Here is a 16,157-nt window from a genome sequence, read left to right as displayed (position 1 = left end):
GCGTCGCACCATCCCCTGTCTCGCGTACGGGTTCCGCTTCGCGCACGGGCTCCGCGCAGCGCTCGATGCCGCTTTTCGCCGCTCAGGCGAACGTGCTGAACCACAAGAGCGCGACGGTGGCGAGCATCATCACCGGCACCAGGACGAGCGTCTCCACGCGATTTCCGGTCCGGCTGACCACGGCCACCTCGAAGCGGGTGCCCAGCGGCCAGAACAGCGGTATCCCCTGCTTGGTGAGGAAGTCGCCGAGCAGGTGCGCGATACAGCCCAGCACGATCACCATCGGCAACCAGTCGGGGGCCGCCGGCATCCAGTGGTCGACCACCGCCGTGCCGCCGCCGGCGAGCGCGACGATGGTGATCCAGGAGGCGACGCCCTTGCCCGGCGGACACAGGTTCAGCGCGCGCAGCGCGAGCGCGAGCAGCAGGAAGACCATGGTGAGGGTGAACGGCCGCCCCAAGTGCTCGACCCCCTGCCAGGTCAGCAGTCCGGCCAGGACGACGAAGGCGATCGAGTGGGTCGCGTGTCGGTGCCCGCCGGACACTTTGGCCACGCCCGCGCACAGCGCCCGCGAGAGCGGTCCCAGGAAGTTGGCGATCGTGCCGTTGTGGTGATCGAGGTCGGGCAGCAGCGCCGCGCCGGCGGTCAGGAACGTACCGATCACGATCTCGGACGGGGACAGGTGGTTGTGCCACAGGTGTTGGGGCAGCGTCGGTGCCGTCGCCGCGAACACCAGTGCCCCGCTGACCGCGTGCGAATGCCCGAGCATTCCCCCACCCCACCCCGCCTCGCCCCGCCCTCGCCGCTCGTCGCGGCTGTGCCCGAACGTCTGCCCGAGAACCCGGCGGACATGCGTCACATGGCGCAACTCTGGGTGTCCACGGGACGGTCGCCGACCGCGCCCGCCTCGGCGTCCGCGCGCACCTCCTCGACGGTGAGCGCGTACCCGGTGGACTCGTCGTCGAGCGACTTGGCGAAGATCACCCCGGCGACCTTGCCGTTCGGTGAGATCAGCGGGCCGCCGGAGTTGCCCTGGCGCACCTTCGCGTACAGCGAGTAGACGTCGCGACTGACCGTGCCGCGTTTGTAGATGTCCGGGCCGCCGGCCTGGATCCGGGCCCGGACCCGGGCGGGTTCGACGTGGAAGGCGCCGTTCTCCGGGAAGCCCACCACGATCGCGTCCGCGCCGCTCTCCACCTTGGGTTCGAACTGCAGCGGGGTGGCCTTGAGTCCGGGCACCTTGAGCACCGCGATGTCGCGCTTCCAGTCGTAGAGCACGACCTCGGCCGGGTATTCGCGGCCCTCGCCGCCGATCTGCACGGTCGGCTTCTTGACGCCACCTACTACGTGGGCGTTGGTCATCACGCGCTGCGGGGCGTAGACGAAGCCGGAGCCCTCGATCACCTTGCCGCAACTCTTCGCGGTGCCGACGATCTTGACGATGCTGTCCCGGGTCTCCTGGACCGCCGGCATCGACAACAACCTCGGGTCCGGCGGCGGGACCTGCGGGATGTCCTCGCGAACGAACGGGCTGAAGACCTGCGGGAAGCCGTTGCGGTCGAGCAGGTTGCCGAACGAGGAGAACCACGTGTCGGCGCCCTGCGGCAACACCTTCTGCACGCCGCCGAGCACCTGCGAGGAACGCACCTCGCGCGAGATGGTGGGCATCGAGGCGCCCGCGACCGAGGAGCCGATCAGCCAGACCACGATCAGCAGCGCGCACACGCTCACGATCGAGCCCCCGGCCGCGTCCACCAGTCGCGCCGGACGCCAGGTGAGTTGCCGGCGCAGCCGGTTGCCGGCCGCGGTGGTCAGCGCCTGGAGCGCGGTGGCCAGCACGAGCACGACACAGATCGCCGCGATCGAGGGACCCAGCCCCGGCTCGAACCGGTTGAGCAGCGACGGCACCAGCCACATGCCGAACACACCGCCGCCGATGAAGCCCAGGAACGAGAGCACGCCGACGATGAAGCCCTGCCGGTATCCGGAGATGGCGAAGGCCACCGCGGCGGCGAGCAGCAACAGGTCCAGGACATTCACGGGCTCACGTTCTCATGTGCGAGCCCGCGCTGTCCGCCGCCGTGCCGGTTCGTCGAACACCGGTGACACAGCCGTACAGGACCGGTGTTGACGTGCCGTCAGCCCGCCCCGCACCGGGTGCGGCGGGCGGGCCGGCGGTCAGTCGCGGACCTCGGGCTCGGAGGCGGTCTCCTCGTAGCGGTCGAACCCGCGCCGGGCCAACCGGCTCTCGGTCTCCGAAAGGGCGACCTCGCGGCGGCTGTCCCACGGCCGTTCCCAGCCGGTGTGGTGCAGGACCCGGTCGATCAGCCCCGCGGTGAAGCCCCAGACCACCAGGTCGTGCACCAGGAACGCCGGGCCCAGGTGACCGCCGGGGTGGCGCAGTCGGGCCCGGTTCGCCGGTTCGGCGAGCTCGGCGATCGACACCCGCAACACGCGCGCGACCTCCTCGGGTGCCCCCGGGGCGACTTCACTCTCCCGGTGCCACCACGCGAGCACGGGCGTGACCACGAAGTCGCTCACCGGGATGTACAGGTCCGGCAGCCGGCCGAAGACCCGCACACCGGAGGGGTCGAGCCCGACCTCCTCCTGCGCCTCGCGCAGCGCGGTGCCCTCCGGGCCGTCGTCGCCCGGGTCCACCGAACCGCCCGGAAACGCGGGCTGGCCCGCGTGCGAGCGCAGCGTCGCGGCGCGTTGCAGCAGCAGCAGGTCCGGACCGTCGGGCCCCTCGCCGAACAACACCAGCACGGCGGAGCGCCGACCGCCCTCGGCCGGTGGCAGGAAACGGCTCAGTTGCTCGGGGCGGATCTCCCGAGCGGCGCGCGCGACCGGGCGCAGCCATTCCGGCAGATCCGCTTCGGCCCAGGTCTGGATCCCGGTTCCGGTCTGGGTCACCCGGCGTCCCCCTCGTCTCGCGGTGCGGCCTTCGCTCGTGCGGCCCTCGCTCGGGTGGCCTTCGTTCGTGCGGCCTCGGCCGGTGCGGCCTTCGTCTCGGATACGTCTTCGGATGCGTCCACGTCTTCGGATGCGTCGCCCGGCACGGCAAGCACCGGCTTGGCCGGCGGCTTGAGCCGTTGGCCGGGTTGCCCGGCCATCTCGTACTTCAGCAGCGCCCTGGCCTTGATCGGATCCGTCTCGCCCTCGCCGTACGCCGGACACAGCGGCGCGATGGCGCACGCCCCGCACGCCGGGCGGCGGGCGTGGCAGACCCGGCGGCCGTGGAAGATCACCCGGTGCGACAGCAGGGTCAGGTCCTTGCGCGGAAACAGCGCGCCGACCTCCTGCTCGACCTTGACCGGATCATCGTCCTTGGTCCACCCGAAGCGCCGGGCCAGCCGGCCGAAGTGGGTGTCGACGGTGATGCCGGGCACGTCGAAGACCTCGCCGAGCACCACGTTGGCGGTCTTGCGACCCACGCCGGGCAGCGTGACCAGTTCGGCGAGCTTGCCCGGCACCTCGCCGTCGTAGCGTTCCAGGAGCGCCTGGGCCAGGCCCTGCACCGAGCGCGTCTTGGCCCGGAAGAACCCGGTCGGCTGAATGATCGCCTCCAGTTCGGCCGGTTCCGCGGCGGCCACCGCGGCGGCGTCGGGAAAGCGGGCGAACAGTGCCGGGGTGACCGTGTTGACCCGTCGGTCGGTGGTCTGCGCGGACAACACCACCGCGACCAGGAGCTGGAACGCGTCGCCGTAGTCGAGTTCGCAGTGCGCACCCGGGTATATCTCGCCCAATTCGCGATTGATCCGGCGCGCGCGGCGCACCAGAGCGAGATGGGACTCGGTTTTCACGACCTTCGCGGCCGCCCGCGACCTGCGCGGCGCGGGCTCCGTCACGTTGCTCGACACCCGGCCAGAGTACGCAGATGGACGGGGCGTACGGTCGAGCAGTCCGCACATGCTTGATCACAGGAGCGACATGTCCGGTTACTGTGGATCCGCCCGTTCGTGATCCAGGCCACCCCGCGTGATGATTGCGGGTACCGGTGCGTCAGACTGTGACCGATCGCACTGTTTGACCGCTCGGCTTTCATTGGTGTCGACCAGGCCGGCCTAGGAGGAACCTCGTGGACGACGTTTTGCAGCGGGCTCCGCTGTTCGCGGCGCTCGAAGATGAGGACGCCGCCGAGCTGCGGGCCTCCATGACGGAGGTCGCGCTCGAGCGCGGGGACTCGCTCTTCCACGAGGGTGACCCGGGTGACCGGCTGTACGTGGTGATCGAGGGCAAGATCAAGCTGCACCGCAGCTCCAACGACGGCCGCGAGAACATGCTCGCGGTGCTGGGCCCGGGCGAGATGTTCGGCGAGCTGTCGCTGTTCGACCCCGGACCGCGTACGGCGACCGCGACCGCGCTCACCGACGTGCGCCTGCTCGGCCTGGGCCACTCCGACCTGCAGCCCTGGCTGACCGGTCGGCCCAAGGTCGCCGCGGCACTGCTGCGGGCGATAGCGCGTCGGCTGCGGCGGACCAACGAGAGCCTGGGCGACCTGGTCTTCTCCGACGTCCCGGGACGGGTGGCCAAGGCCCTGCTCGACCTGTCCCGCCGGTTCGGCGTGCCCGCCGACGAAGGCATCCACGTCGCGCACGACCTCACCCAGGAGGAGCTGGCCCAGTTGGTCGGCGCCTCGCGGGAGACGGTCAACAAGGCGCTCGCCGACTTCGCCAGCCGGGGTTGGCTGCGACTGGAGGCGCGTGCGGTGGTCCTGATGGACGTCGAGCGGTTGTCGCGCCGCTCGCGCTAGCACGTCGCGCACCGAACACGTGGGGGTCCGCCGTCGGCGGGCCCCCACGCGGCGTTCAGGCGTCCGCGCGCTCGGTCAGGTATTCGAGCTGGGCGCGGACCGACATCTCGGCGGCCCACCACAGGCCGCGGTCCACGTCCGCGTAGACCCGTTCGACGACGTCCTGGGCGGTCTTGTCGCCCGCCGCGACCGCGGCCTCCACCTGGGCCAGCCGGGCCGCCCGGTGGGCCAGGTAGAAGTCGAGCACGCCGACCGCGTCGTCCAGGATCGGGCCGTGCGCGGGCAGCACCGCGGTGACCTCGCCGGCGGCGGCGAGGGCGCGCAGCCGGCGCAGCGAGTCCAGGTAGTCGCCGAGTCGGCCGTCGGGGTGCGCGACCACCGTGGTGCCACGACCCAGCACGGTGTCGCCGGTGATCACGAAGCGGTCCGCGGCCACCACGAAGCACACCGAGTCGCCGGAATGGCCGGGAGTGGCCAGTACCCGCAGGTCCAAGCCGCCGTCGTCGATCACCTGGCCGTCCACCAGGCCCTCGCCGCCGTAGCGCCACTGCGGGTCGACCGAGTGCACGACGGCGTTGGTGAGCGCCTTGAGGCCGGCCACGCCGGCCGAGTGGTCGGGGTGGCCGTGGGTGAGCAGGATCCGGCCCACGCGGCGGCCCTCGGCCTCCACCGCGGCCACGATCGCGCGCAGATGGCCCTCGTCGTCGGGGCCGGGGTCGATCACCACGGCGGTGTCCGCGCCCGGCTCGGCCACGATCCACGTGTTGGTGCCGTCCAGCGACATCGCGCTCGGGTTCGGTGCGAGCAGACAGGTCACCCGGGAGCTCGCGGGTCCGCCGATGGTCGGGCGCGGGTTGCCGGGCAGGGGCTGTGCGTTCATGGTGGTCATCCTGTACCTCGGTGGCCCGGACCGATCCGGTGGATGCCCTCGGACCGGCTCCGGGTCGTCGGTGGGGCCTCAGCGCAGACCGAACGGGTCCGCGACCCCCGGCCATTCGAGCACGAGGCGATCCCCGTCGAAACGGCCCTGGGCCATGATCGGGGTGATCTCCCGGTCGGCCGCGGCGGCCAGGGCAGCCGCCGGGTCGGCCAGCTCCGCCAGGTGGCGCAGCGTGTCGATGGTGGGCGGCAACATCGCCATCTCCTGCGCCCGGTGTTGTGCCAGCGCGTCGCCGGGCCGGGCCCAGGTGACCCGGTCGGCCTCGCCGGAGACGTCCCGGGTGCGCTGGCCGGCGGGCAGGGCGGCGACGAAGAACCACGTGTCGTAGCGGCGGTCCTCGAACTCGGGGGTGATCCAGCGCCCCCACGCGCCCAGCAGGTCGGAGCGCAGCACCAGTTCGCGCCGCTCCAGGAACTCGGTCAGCGTCTGCTCGCGCGCCACCAGCGCGGCGCGGTCCGCCTCCCAGTCCGCGCCGGTGGTGTCCGAGACGACGGTGCTCGGGTCGGGCCCGGCGAGCAGCACACCGGATTCCTCGAAGGTCTCGCGCACGGCGGCGCAGACGATCGCGCGGGCCTCGGCGACGCCGGTGCCCAGCCGCTTGGCCCACTCGGCGGGTTCGGGGCCGGCCCAGGCCACCGAGTGGTCCGCGTCCCGGGGGTCGACGCCGCCGCCGGGGAAGGCGTACATCCCGGCCGCGAACTTCATCGTGGTGTGCCGGCGCAGCAGATACGCCTCGGCACCGTGCGGCCGCTCGCGCAGCAGCACCACGGTCGCCGCGCGGCGCGGAGCCACCGGTTCCGCCTCGCCGGCGATGATCGCGCGGGCCCGCTCGGCCCAGGACGCGGGCATGCCCGGCTGGGCCTTCCCGGCTCGCGTACTCCCTGATTCGGCCATGCGCCGGATCGTACGCCTGACCGAGTCAAGTTCCATCCCTCGCCCCCGAAAACGATCGGACCCGACCCGAAAGGGCCAGGTCCGATCATCACGATGGCGCAGCGGGCGATCCGCTCAGACCACCTCGACGAGGATCTCCACCTCGACCGGGGCGTCCAGCGGCAGCACGGCCACCCCGACCGCGCTGCGGGCGTGCCGCCCGGACTCGCCGAACACCTCGCCGAGCAGTTCGCTGGCGCCGTTGATCACGCCGGGCTGGCCGGTGAAGTCCGGGGCGCTGGCCACGAACCCGACCACCTTGACCACCCGACGCACCAGCGACAGGTCGCCGAGCTCGGCCTTGACCGCCGCGAGCGCGTTGAGCGCGCACTGGCGGGCGAGTTCCTTCGCCTCCTCGGCGGTGACCTCGGCGCCGACCTTGCCGGTCGAGGGCAGCTTGCCCTCGACCATCGGCAACTGGCCCGAGGTGTAGATGTAATTGCCGGTGCGGATCGCCGGAACGTACGCGGCCACCGGCGGCACCACGCCGGGCAGGGTAAGCCCCAGCTCGGTCAGGCGCTGCTCGGGGTGTACCTCGCTCACTTCGCCGCCTCCTGCTTCGCACGCTTCATGTAGGCCACCAGGCTCTCCGGGTTGGGGCCGGGCACGACCTGCACGAGCTCCCAGCCGTCGTCGCCCCAGTTGTCCAGGATCTGCTTGGTCGCGTGCACCAGCAGGGGGACCGTCACGTATTCCCACTTCGTCATGTGTGCAGACTTTAGACGGACACGTCGGGCGGTTCGACGGGGCGCCACGCCACCGGCGAGGACAACACCATCGTGCTGGAGGGTTTGCCGTGCTCGGCGAGCCGGTCGATCAGAATCTGGAAGTCGGACATCGATGCGACCGCGACCATGAGCAGGCAGCACGCGTCACCGGTGACCCGGTGCACCTGGAGCACCTCGGGCCACTCGCGCACGGTGTCCGCGTCCCGGCGCAGCAGGCAGCCGGGGCCGTAGCAATTCATCCGGACCAGCGCCACCACACCGCGGCCGGCCGCGGCCGGATCCACATGCGCGTGATAACCGGTGATCACGCCGGTGTGTTCGAGCCGGCGCACCCGGGTGGCCACCGCGGGCGCGGAGAGGTTGATCCGCCGGGACAACTCGTTGAGCGAGACCCGGGCGTCGCGCTGCAATTCGGCGAGCAATCTGCGGTCGATCGCGTCCATGCGCACCCTCCGTTCACGATCGTGAGCACATGTCCTTCGACACTTTGCGAGCGTAAACCGAACCGGGGCTTCCGATGCTCGACACCCATTCCCAACCGAATGGTCGCACGATTCCATATGGGCACTCCCCGACCGGCCCTTCCGGCGCACCGGCGGGACCGGCCGGAGAGGTGACCTGCGATGACGTTCGACGAACGGACCCCACCGGCCGATCCGGCGAGCGCGACGTGTCCGATGGCGGGCCCGCGTCGAGGCTCCGCGGACGCCGCGGCGCCGCCGTACGCGGACTACGTGCAACTCGACCGGCTGCTCTCCCTCCAGCGCACCCGCACCGACGTGCCCGCCGAGCTGTCGTTCCTGATCTCCTCCCAGGTGATGGAGCTGCTGTTCGCGCTGCTGCGGCACGAATGGACGATCGCGGGCGAACGGCTCGACGCAAACGACGTGCCCGGCGCGATCGGCACGCTGCGGCGCAGCATCCGCGAGCTGGACGTGCTGGTGTCCACGTGGGACCTGCTCGCGACGCTCACCCCCGGCGAGTTCGGCGGCTTCCGGGACGCGCTCGGCGACGCGTCCGGCTTCCAGTCGCACCTGTACCGGCATCTCGAATTCCTGCTCGGCGTCAAACGCGCGGGCGTGCTGCGGCCCTACACGGGCAGTCCGGAGGTGCACGCCGAGCTGGAGCGCTCGTTGCGCGCGCCGAGCCTGTACGACCACGCGCTCGCCCTGCTCGCCCGCCGGGGTCGACACACCCCGACTCCCGGCGCGGATCCGAGTCGGCCGTACGAGCCGTCCCAGGACGTCGAACGCGCGTGGGCGGGCGTGTATACGGACGGCGTGGTCGACTTGGTCGAGCTCGGCGAGGTGCTCACCGACATCTCCGAGCGCTGGACCCGCTGGCGCGAGCGACATCTGGCCGCCACACTGCGAGCGCTGGGAAACCGGCCGGGCACGGGTGGCTCGGCCGGAGCGTCTTGGTTGGAGCAGACCGTACGTGTGCGCGTTTTTCCCGAATTGTGGACCATGCGCACCTTGGTCGAACCATCGAAGGTCTGATTCATCGAAAGATGGGTGAAGCATGTCCGATTCCTTGCCGAACACGGCCGCCGACGACGCGTCGGTCCGACTCTCCAACGGTCGCCTAGCGGCCGGACGGGTGGCCGAAGCCGCCGAACTGGACGCGGCCGACCCGCTGGCGCACGTGCGCGAGCGGTTCCTGCTGCCGGCAGGCGTGATCTACCTCGACGGCAACTCGCTGGGCGCGCTGCCCGCCGCGGTGCCCGAGGCGCTGAACGACGCGGTGCACCGCCAGTGGGGCACCGACCTGATCCGCTCCTGGAACGCCAACGACTGGTGGGGGGCGCCCGCGCGGATCGGCGACCGGATCGGCGCGCTGATCGGCGCCGCGCCCGGTCGGGTGGTGTGCGGCGACTCGACGTCGGTGCAGATCTTCAACGCGATCGCCGGTGCCCTGCGGCTGCGCCCGGGACGCACCGTGGTGCTGGCCGACCCGGACAGCTTCCCCACCGACCTCTACCTGGCCGACTCGATGGCCGGCCTGCTCGGCGCCCAGGTGCGCCGGGTCCCGGTCGGCGAACTCGCCGAGGTGCTGCGCGCGGACGGCGACACGGTCGCGGTGATCGCCTACAACCACGTCGACTACCGCAGCGGCGAACTGCGCGACCTGCCCGGATTGACCGCCGCGGCGCACGCGGTCGGCGCGTTGGCGCTGTGGGACCTGTGCCACTCCGCCGGCGCGTTCCCGATCGACCTGGACGCGCACGACGTCGACCTCGCCGTCGGCTGCGGCTACAAGTACCTGTCCGGCGGCCCCGGCGCGCCGGCGTTCGTCTACGTGGCCGAGCGGCACATCGCCGACTTCGCGCCCGCCCTGACCGGCTGGCACGGGCACGCGAACCCGTTCGGCATGGAGCCGGGATACGCGCCCGCGCCGGGCATCGAGCGGGCCCGGATAGGCACCCCGCCGCTGTTGTCGATGCTCGCGCTCGAAGCCGCGCTCGGCGCCTACGACGACGTGTCCATGACGGCCGTGCGGGCCAAGGGCCTGGCGCTGACCGACCTGTTCATCGCCTGCGTCACCGATCTGGGCCTGGAGACGCTGACCCCGCTCGAGCACGCGCGGCGCGGCAGCCAGGTCGCGGTGCGCCACCCGGAACCGCACGCGGTGATGGCGGCGCTGATCGACCGGGGCGTGATCGGCGACGTCCGGCCGCCGGATGTGCTGCGCTTCGGGTTCAACCCGCTCTACATCGGCCACGCCGACGTGGTCGAGGCCGCGCGCGTCCTCGGGGACATCCTGGAGACGGGGGCGTACAAGGACGCGCGCTACGCCGTTCGGGCGACGGTGACGTGACGCGGGTCACCACAGGGGGATCACCTCCGACCGGGCGGGGACGGGGTGGTTAGGCTCGACTCGTGAGTTTGGGTGCGCGGTCACACGGGTCCGGTAACGCCTCGGCTGCGGCCGAATGGCGCAAGCCTTCGAGGGCAGGGATCCGGGCATGCCACGTACCCGAGACGACCGTCGCGCCGGCCGCCCCGGCCGTACCCGCTGGACGGACGCCGTGAGCACCTCGACGGCGGGCGCACGCACGACCGACGGCAACGCCGACTGGGAGGGCGTGCGCCTGCACGTGGTCAGCGGCAAGGGCGGCACCGGCAAGACCACCGTGGCCGCCGCGCTGGCACTGGCGCTGGCCTCGGGCGGGCGGCGCACGCTACTGGTCGAGGTGGAGGGGCGACAGGGCATCGCGCAGCTCTTCGACTGCCCGCATCTGCCCTACGAGGACCGCAAGATCGCGGTCGCCCCGGGTGGCGGCGAGGTGTACGCGCTCGCGATCGACCCGGAAGAGGCGCTGCTCGAATATCTCGACATGTTCTACCACCTGGGTCGGGCCGGTAAGGGCCTGAAGAAGCTCGGGGCGATCGACTTCGCGACCACCATCGCGCCGGGGCTGCGCGACGTGCTGCTGACCGGCAAGGCGTGCGAGTCGGCCCGGCGCCGCACGCAGGGGAAGTTCGCCTACGACGCGGTGGTCATGGACGCGCCGCCCACCGGCCGGATCGCACGCTTCCTCAACGTCAACACCGAGGTCGCGGGGCTGGCCAGATTCGGCCCGATCCACACCCAGGCCGAGGCGGTGATGGGGGTGATCCGCTCACCGCAGACCGCGGTCCACCTGGTCACCCTGCTGGAGGAGATGCCGGTCCAGGAGACCGTGGACGGCGTCACCGAACTGCGCGACTCGGGCCTGCCCACCGGCGGCGTGGTGATCAACATGGCCCGGCCGCCGCTCCAAGCCGAGGACGAGAGCGACACCGGACAGCGGCTCACCGCCGAGCTGCTCGAGGCCGGCCTGGTCGCGGGCGGCATCAAGCCCACCCGGCCGCTGGTCACCTCGCTGCTGGCCGAGGCCGACGAGCACGCGAGCCGGATCGAGTTGGAGAGCACCGGCCGCGCCCTGGTCCGCGGGCTGGACCTGCCGGTGTACGAACTGCCGCTGCTGGCCGACGGAATGGACCTGGGCGGTCTGTACCGCCTCGCCGAAGCGCTGCGCGAGCAGGGGATGGCATGAACAGGCTGGAGATCGACGAGCTGATCGACGACCCGGGCACCCGCATCCTGGTGTGCTGCGGCTCCGGCGGCGTCGGCAAGACCACCACCGCCGCGGCGCTCGGGCTGCGCGCGGCCGAACGCGGTCGGGACGTGGTGGTGCTGACCATCGACCCCGCACGCCGGCTCGCCCAGTCGATGGGCCTGACCGAGTTGGACAACACGCCGCGCCGGGTCGTCGACGTCGACGAGACCAAGGGCGGCAGCCTGCACGCGATGATGCTCGACATGAAGCGCACGTTCGACGAGATCGTCGAACAACACGCCGACCCCGAGCGCGCGCAGCAGATCCTGGACAACCCGTTCTACCAATCGTTGTCCTCCAGCTTCGCCGGTACGCAGGAGTACATGGCGATGGAGAAGCTGGGCCAGTTGCACGCGACCGGCGAGTGGGACCTGATCGTGGTGGACACCCCGCCGAGCCGGTCCGCGCTCGACTTCCTCGACGCCCCCCAGCGCCTGGGCTCGTTCCTGGACGGCCGGCTGATCCGGATACTCTCCGCTCCCGCCAAGGTCGGCGGGCGCGGCGCGCTCAAGTTCCTGTCCGCGGGCATGGGCCTGATGACCGGCGCGCTCAGCAAGGTGGTCGGCACCCACCTGCTGACCGACATCCAGACCTTCGTGGCCGCGCTGGACACCACCTTCGGCGGCTTCCGCAAGCGGGCCGACGCGACCTACAAGCTGCTCCAGGCGCGCGGCACCTCGTTCCTGGTGGTCGCCGCGCCGGAGAAGGACGCGCTGCGCGAGGCCGCGTACTTCGTCGACCGGCTGGGCACCGAGCGCATGCCGCTGGCCGGCCTCGTGCTCAACCGCGTGCACGCCACGCGCGCCGGTCGGCTGTCCGCGGAACGCAGCGTGGCCGCGGCCGAGGCGCTGACCGAGCAGGCGGAGCAGGCCGAACAGCTCGCGCCGGCCGAGGAGGTCGAGGAGGTCGAACCGCTCGACGGTGAGCACCCGTCGCGGCCCGCCGACCTGCGCCTGGTCGCGGGACTGCTGACGCTGCACGCCGAGCGGTTGCGGGTGATCGACCGGGAGGAGCGCATGCGCACGCGCTTCACCTCGATCCACCCCGAGGTGCGGGTGGCCGAGGTTCCGGCGCTGCCCGGTGACGTGCACGACCTGGACGGGCTGCGGGTGATCGGCGAGAGCCTGGGCACGGGCTGAGCCCGGGGTCCGCCGGCAGCCCGAATCCGCTCGGCGACGCACGATCGCTTTCGATCGGTTTCACCCGGTTTCATCCGCACCCACGCGCGCCGCGCCGCGGCTGTCCTCCGTATCGACCCGCCGTGCCACGGGGTTCGTCCGTACCCGCCGGGACCCGGGCCTGACTCCCGGCCCCGGCGGGTTCTCACGTGCGAACGAGGTGGCGTTCGGCCGTCGACACGTGCTCAGCCGGCGACCCGAAACTCCTCGTCTCCGTGGATGTCGCGCTCGTACTCCTCGCGCGCGGTCTCCAGCAGCCGACGCCACGAGGTGATCATCGGCCGGCGGCGCAGCAGCGCGCGCCGCTCCCGCTCGGTCATGCCACCCCAGACGCCGAACTCCACTCGATTGTCCAGCGCGTCCGCCAGGCACTCGGTGCGGACCGGACACCCGGTGCACACTGCCTTGGCGCGGTTCTGCGCCGCCCCCTGCACGAACAGCTCATCCGGATCGGTACTCCGGCAGGCGGCCTGCGTGCTCCAGTCGGTAACCCAGCTCATGCTGGTGCCGTCCTCTCCCGATTTTCGAGGCTCCCCCAACGGCGGCGAAGGGAATTCCCGACGCCAAGCAGGACGGTACGAAACCCTGGGCACGCGCAACAGCCCCTGTGCGGGCAGTCATCGATGGCCCGGAAGGACTATGCGCAAATATGGACCCACCCGTCCGGGTGAATGCTCTTGCGTTTCCGGTCACGGCTTCACTCAGAAGGAGGCACGTCCGCGGCACAGAGCACGGCAGCGAGATCCGACATCCGGCCGCATTCACTCTAAAGAGTGAAATGGCTACTGACACGGATCCCCCGGCTGCTCCGCCAGCTTAGGCGAAGTCCCTTCACCGCGTAGGGTGTTTCGGCACGTAGGCTGTCGCCCATGGCCCGAACTTCCTCCGGCTCGGCCCGCCCGAAACGCGGCTCGTCCCGCTCACGATCCCCGTTGGGCTTCGTGGGACGGTTCGCCGCCTTCGTGGGTGCGAGCATCCTCGCCGGCGCCCTGGTCGCGGGAATCGCGCTGCCCTTCGTGGGAGGCTTCGGCCTGACCGCGAAGGCGGCGTCGGAAAACTTCGACGATCTGCCCAGTGATCTGGATCAACCGTTCCTGTCGCAGCCGTCGTACATCCTCGACTCCGAGGGCAACCAGCTCGCGATGGTCTACGACCGGTATCGCATCCTGGTGAACTTCGACCAGATCTCACCGATCATGCGTCAGGCGATCGTGGCGATCGAGGACTCGCGCTTCTACGAGCACGGTCCGATCGACCTCAAGGGCACCCTGCGCGCCCTGATGCGCAATCAGCAGTCGGGTGGCACGGGATCCAAGCAGGGCGGTTCCAGTCTCACCCAGCAGTACGTGAAGAACATCTTCGTGGAGGAGGCCGGCAACGACCCGGCCAAGGTGGCCAAGGCCCAGGCCCAGGAGGTCTCCCGCAAGGTCAAGGAACTGAAGTACGCGATCGGCCTGGAACAACGGCTGTCCAAGGACGAGATCCTCACCAGGTATCTCAACATCACCTTCTTCGGCCGCCAGGCGTACGGCGTCGAGGCCGCGTCGCAGCGCTACTTCAGCAAGCACGCCAAGGACCTGACCCTGACCGAGGCGGCCACCCTGGCCGGCGTGGTGCAGGCGCCCTCGGCGTACGACCCGATCGGCTACCCGAACGCCGCCCGGGAACGACGCAACATAGTGTTGCAGCGCATGGCCGAGGTGAAGGTCATCTCGCAGGTCGAGGCCGACGCGGCCAAGGCCACCGAACTGAACCTGAAGACCCAGCCGCTGCCCAACGGCTGCATCACCGCCGACCAGATCGACGGTGCCGCGTTCTTCTGCGACTACGTCGAACGGGTGGTCAAGAACGACCCGGCGTTCGGCGCGAACAAGGGAGACCGCGACCGGTTGTGGCGCGAGGGCGGTCTGCGGATCACCACCACGTTGGACCGAAAGGCCCAGAAGTCGGCCTACACCGCCGCAACCAAGGGCGTACTCCAAAAGGACCCGGTCGCCGACGCGGTCGTCATGGTCGAGCCGGGCAGCGGCAAAATCAAGGCGATGGCGCAGAGTCGGCCGTACGGGTTCGGCGACTACGAGACCACGCTCAACTACTCGGTCGACCACTCCATGGGCGGCTCGACGTACGGCTTCCAGACCGGCTCGACGTTCAAGCCGATCACCGCCGCGGCGGCGCTGGAGAGCGGGATGAAGGTCGACCAGGAGTACTCCACGGGCTACGACATCGACATGCGGAAAGAGAAGTTCCGCACCTGCGGTGACGCGGCCCGGGACCCGCAGTACCAGCCGCAGAACGAGAGCCGCAGCGAGACCGGCACCTGGAACATGCAGACCGCGCTGGAGAAGTCGATCAACACGTACTTCGTCCTGTTGTCCAAGGACGTGGGGCTGTGTCCGATCGCGACGCTCTCCGACCAGCTCGGTGTGCACCAGGGCAACGGCAAGGCGCTGGAGCAGGTGCCGAGCATGACGCTGGGCGCCAACACGGTCGCGCCGATGAACATGGCCGCCGCGTACGCCGCGTTCGCCAGCCGTGGGGTCTACTGCTCGCCGATCGCGGTCACCGAGGTGGCCAAGCTCGACGGCACCAAGCTGCCCGTCCCCCAGGCGGGTTGCAAGCAGGTGATGAAGCAGTCGACGGCGGACACGATCAACGCGCTGCTCAAGGGCGTGGTCGAGGACGGCACCGGCACCCAGGCCGGCCTGAAGGACCGGGACAACGCGGGCAAGACCGGTACCACCAACGAGCGCAAGGCGGCCTGGTTCGTCGGCTACACGCCGAACCTGTCCACCGCGGTCTGGATCGGTGGCGCCAAGGACGACGTCGAGATGGTCGACATCACCATCGCCGGCGTCCGCCACGACAAGGTCTACGGCGGACAGGTCCCCGGACCGATCTGGAAGTCCGCGATGTCCGGTGCGCTCAAGGGCGTGGAAGCGCCCGGCTTCGTCGATCCCCCCTCGGGGACGATCCCGGCGAAGCCGGACCCGAACAAGAAGCCGACCGACGGCAAGCCGCGGGATCAGAACCGGCCGCCGACGGGCGGTACGAACACGCGGCCGCCGTGGACTCCGCCGACCACGCCGACCAACACCACGCCGCCCGGCGGGGGTAACGGGGGCAACAGTGGTGGCGGAGGCGGCAACACCAAGCCGCCGGAGTCGACGCGACCGCCGGGGCACTCGTGGCCGCCGATCGGGGGCGGGCCCGGGGGTGGCGGGTTTGGTGACGACGGGTGAGGGGCGCCGACGGGTGACGACCGAGGGGGCCGGTGTCGGCCGGGCTCCTTGGTGAATCCGGTGTCGGGCGGGGCCCGTGGGTTCGTGACTCTGCGGGTTCGTGACTCTGCGGGTTCGTGACTCCGGGGCTCTGCGGGCCCGTGGGCTCCGCGGCCACGTCGGCTCTCTCGGCTCCCTCGGCTCCCTCGGCTCCCTCGGCTCCGTCGGCTCCGCGTGAACGACGATGGCGGTGCTCCCCTGTTTCTGGGGGGCACCGCCATCGTCGTCGTGTCGGGTGCGGT

The 16,157-nt window shown here is 71.0% G+C and carries 16 protein-coding genes; 6 read left to right on the top strand and 10 right to left on the bottom strand.

Annotated features, from left to right (window positions below; translation table 11 throughout):
• Positions 1 to 82: 82 nt before the first annotated feature.
• The 4 genes from ACIRL2_RS24040 to nth form a co-directional block, all read right to left on the bottom strand.
• Positions 83 to 769 carry a metal-dependent hydrolase gene (locus ACIRL2_RS24040; protein WP_395866669.1) on the bottom strand — a complete coding sequence of 229 codons (687 nt, stop codon included), beginning with the start codon at positions 767 to 769 and terminating at the stop codon, positions 83 to 85.
• Positions 770 to 855: 86 nt separating this feature from the next.
• Positions 856 to 2,040, bottom strand: a complete 1,185-nt coding sequence (locus tag ACIRL2_RS24035; RefSeq protein ID WP_395866667.1) for a MarP family serine protease — start codon at positions 2,038 to 2,040, stop codon at positions 856 to 858.
• Positions 2,041 to 2,178: 138 nt separating this feature from the next.
• Positions 2,179 to 2,913, bottom strand: a complete 735-nt coding sequence (locus ACIRL2_RS24030) for an NUDIX hydrolase (RefSeq protein ID WP_395866665.1) — start codon at positions 2,911 to 2,913, stop codon at positions 2,179 to 2,181.
• Positions 2,910 to 3,911, bottom strand: coding sequence for an endonuclease III (gene nth, locus ACIRL2_RS24025; RefSeq protein ID WP_402234443.1), 1,002 nt, complete (start codon positions 3,909 to 3,911; stop codon positions 2,910 to 2,912). Before nth ends, ACIRL2_RS24030 begins: the two co-directional genes overlap by 4 nt.
• Before the next feature lie 167 nt (positions 3,912 to 4,078).
• On the opposite strand from nth, the gene ACIRL2_RS24020 reads away from it, so the two are divergent.
• Positions 4,079 to 4,753, top strand: a complete 675-nt coding sequence (locus ACIRL2_RS24020) for a Crp/Fnr family transcriptional regulator (protein WP_020554920.1) — start codon at positions 4,079 to 4,081, stop codon at positions 4,751 to 4,753.
• A 55-nt stretch (positions 4,754 to 4,808) separates the two neighbouring features.
• Here the strand turns inward: ACIRL2_RS24020 and ACIRL2_RS24015 are convergent, their stop codons facing one another.
• From ACIRL2_RS24015 to ACIRL2_RS23995, 5 genes are all read right to left on the bottom strand, one after another.
• Complete coding sequence (locus ACIRL2_RS24015) at positions 4,809 to 5,633, bottom strand: MBL fold metallo-hydrolase (RefSeq protein WP_395866662.1); 825 nt, start codon at positions 5,631 to 5,633, stop codon at positions 4,809 to 4,811.
• Between the two features lie 78 nt (positions 5,634 to 5,711).
• On the bottom strand, positions 5,712 to 6,587 hold the full coding sequence (locus ACIRL2_RS24010; RefSeq protein WP_402234441.1) for an NUDIX hydrolase: 876 nt from the start codon (positions 6,585 to 6,587) through the stop codon (positions 5,712 to 5,714).
• 114 nt (positions 6,588 to 6,701) lie between these two features.
• A complete protein-coding gene (locus ACIRL2_RS24005) occupies positions 6,702 to 7,169 on the bottom strand; it encodes a RidA family protein (protein WP_395866659.1) in 468 nt (155 codons plus the stop codon).
• On the bottom strand, positions 7,166 to 7,333 hold the full coding sequence (locus ACIRL2_RS24000; RefSeq protein WP_395866657.1) for a hypothetical protein: 168 nt from the start codon (positions 7,331 to 7,333) through the stop codon (positions 7,166 to 7,168). The genes ACIRL2_RS24005 and ACIRL2_RS24000 overlap by 4 nt, the downstream gene beginning before the upstream one ends.
• A gap of 11 nt (positions 7,334 to 7,344) precedes the next feature.
• Positions 7,345 to 7,797: an Lrp/AsnC family transcriptional regulator gene (locus tag ACIRL2_RS23995; protein ID WP_395866655.1), complete on the bottom strand. Its 453-nt coding sequence runs from the start codon at positions 7,795 to 7,797 to the stop codon at positions 7,345 to 7,347.
• 180 nt (positions 7,798 to 7,977) lie between these two features.
• Here ACIRL2_RS23995 and ACIRL2_RS23990 point away from each other — a divergent pair, with 180 nt between their 5' ends.
• The 4 genes from ACIRL2_RS23990 (at position 7,978) to ACIRL2_RS23975 (ending at position 12,595) form a co-directional block, all read left to right on the top strand.
• The gene (locus ACIRL2_RS23990; RefSeq protein WP_402234438.1) at positions 7,978 to 8,853 is read left to right on the top strand and encodes a tryptophan 2,3-dioxygenase; all 876 of its coding nucleotides are present in this window, start codon (positions 7,978 to 7,980) and stop codon (positions 8,851 to 8,853) included.
• A 22-nt stretch (positions 8,854 to 8,875) separates the two neighbouring features.
• Positions 8,876 to 10,171, top strand: coding sequence for a kynureninase (kynU, locus tag ACIRL2_RS23985; protein WP_395866651.1), 1,296 nt, complete (start codon positions 8,876 to 8,878; stop codon positions 10,169 to 10,171).
• 148 nt (positions 10,172 to 10,319) lie between these two features.
• Positions 10,320 to 11,393 (top strand): ArsA-related P-loop ATPase, encoded by a 1,074-nt coding sequence (locus tag ACIRL2_RS23980; RefSeq protein ID WP_395866649.1) that lies wholly within the window; start codon positions 10,320 to 10,322, stop codon positions 11,391 to 11,393.
• On the top strand, positions 11,390 to 12,595 hold the full coding sequence (locus ACIRL2_RS23975) for an ArsA family ATPase (RefSeq protein WP_402234437.1): 1,206 nt from the start codon (positions 11,390 to 11,392) through the stop codon (positions 12,593 to 12,595). The genes ACIRL2_RS23980 and ACIRL2_RS23975 overlap by 4 nt, the downstream gene beginning before the upstream one ends.
• 224 nt (positions 12,596 to 12,819) lie before the next feature.
• Here the strand turns inward: ACIRL2_RS23975 and ACIRL2_RS23970 are convergent, their stop codons facing one another.
• Positions 12,820 to 13,134, bottom strand: a complete 315-nt coding sequence (locus tag ACIRL2_RS23970; RefSeq protein ID WP_020554910.1) for a WhiB family transcriptional regulator — start codon at positions 13,132 to 13,134, stop codon at positions 12,820 to 12,822.
• A 369-nt stretch (positions 13,135 to 13,503) separates the two neighbouring features.
• On the opposite strand from ACIRL2_RS23970, the gene ACIRL2_RS23965 reads away from it, so the two are divergent.
• On the top strand, positions 13,504 to 15,876 hold the full coding sequence (locus tag ACIRL2_RS23965) for a transglycosylase domain-containing protein (RefSeq protein ID WP_395866645.1): 2,373 nt from the start codon (positions 13,504 to 13,506) through the stop codon (positions 15,874 to 15,876).
• Positions 15,877 to 16,157 lie beyond the last annotated feature (281 nt).

The sequence above is a fragment of the Embleya sp. NPDC127516 genome, assembly GCF_044765325.1.
In the GTDB taxonomy this organism is placed as follows: Bacteria; Actinomycetota; Actinomycetes; order Streptomycetales; family Streptomycetaceae; genus Embleya.
This window is presented reverse-complemented; position numbering and strand designations above follow the sequence as displayed.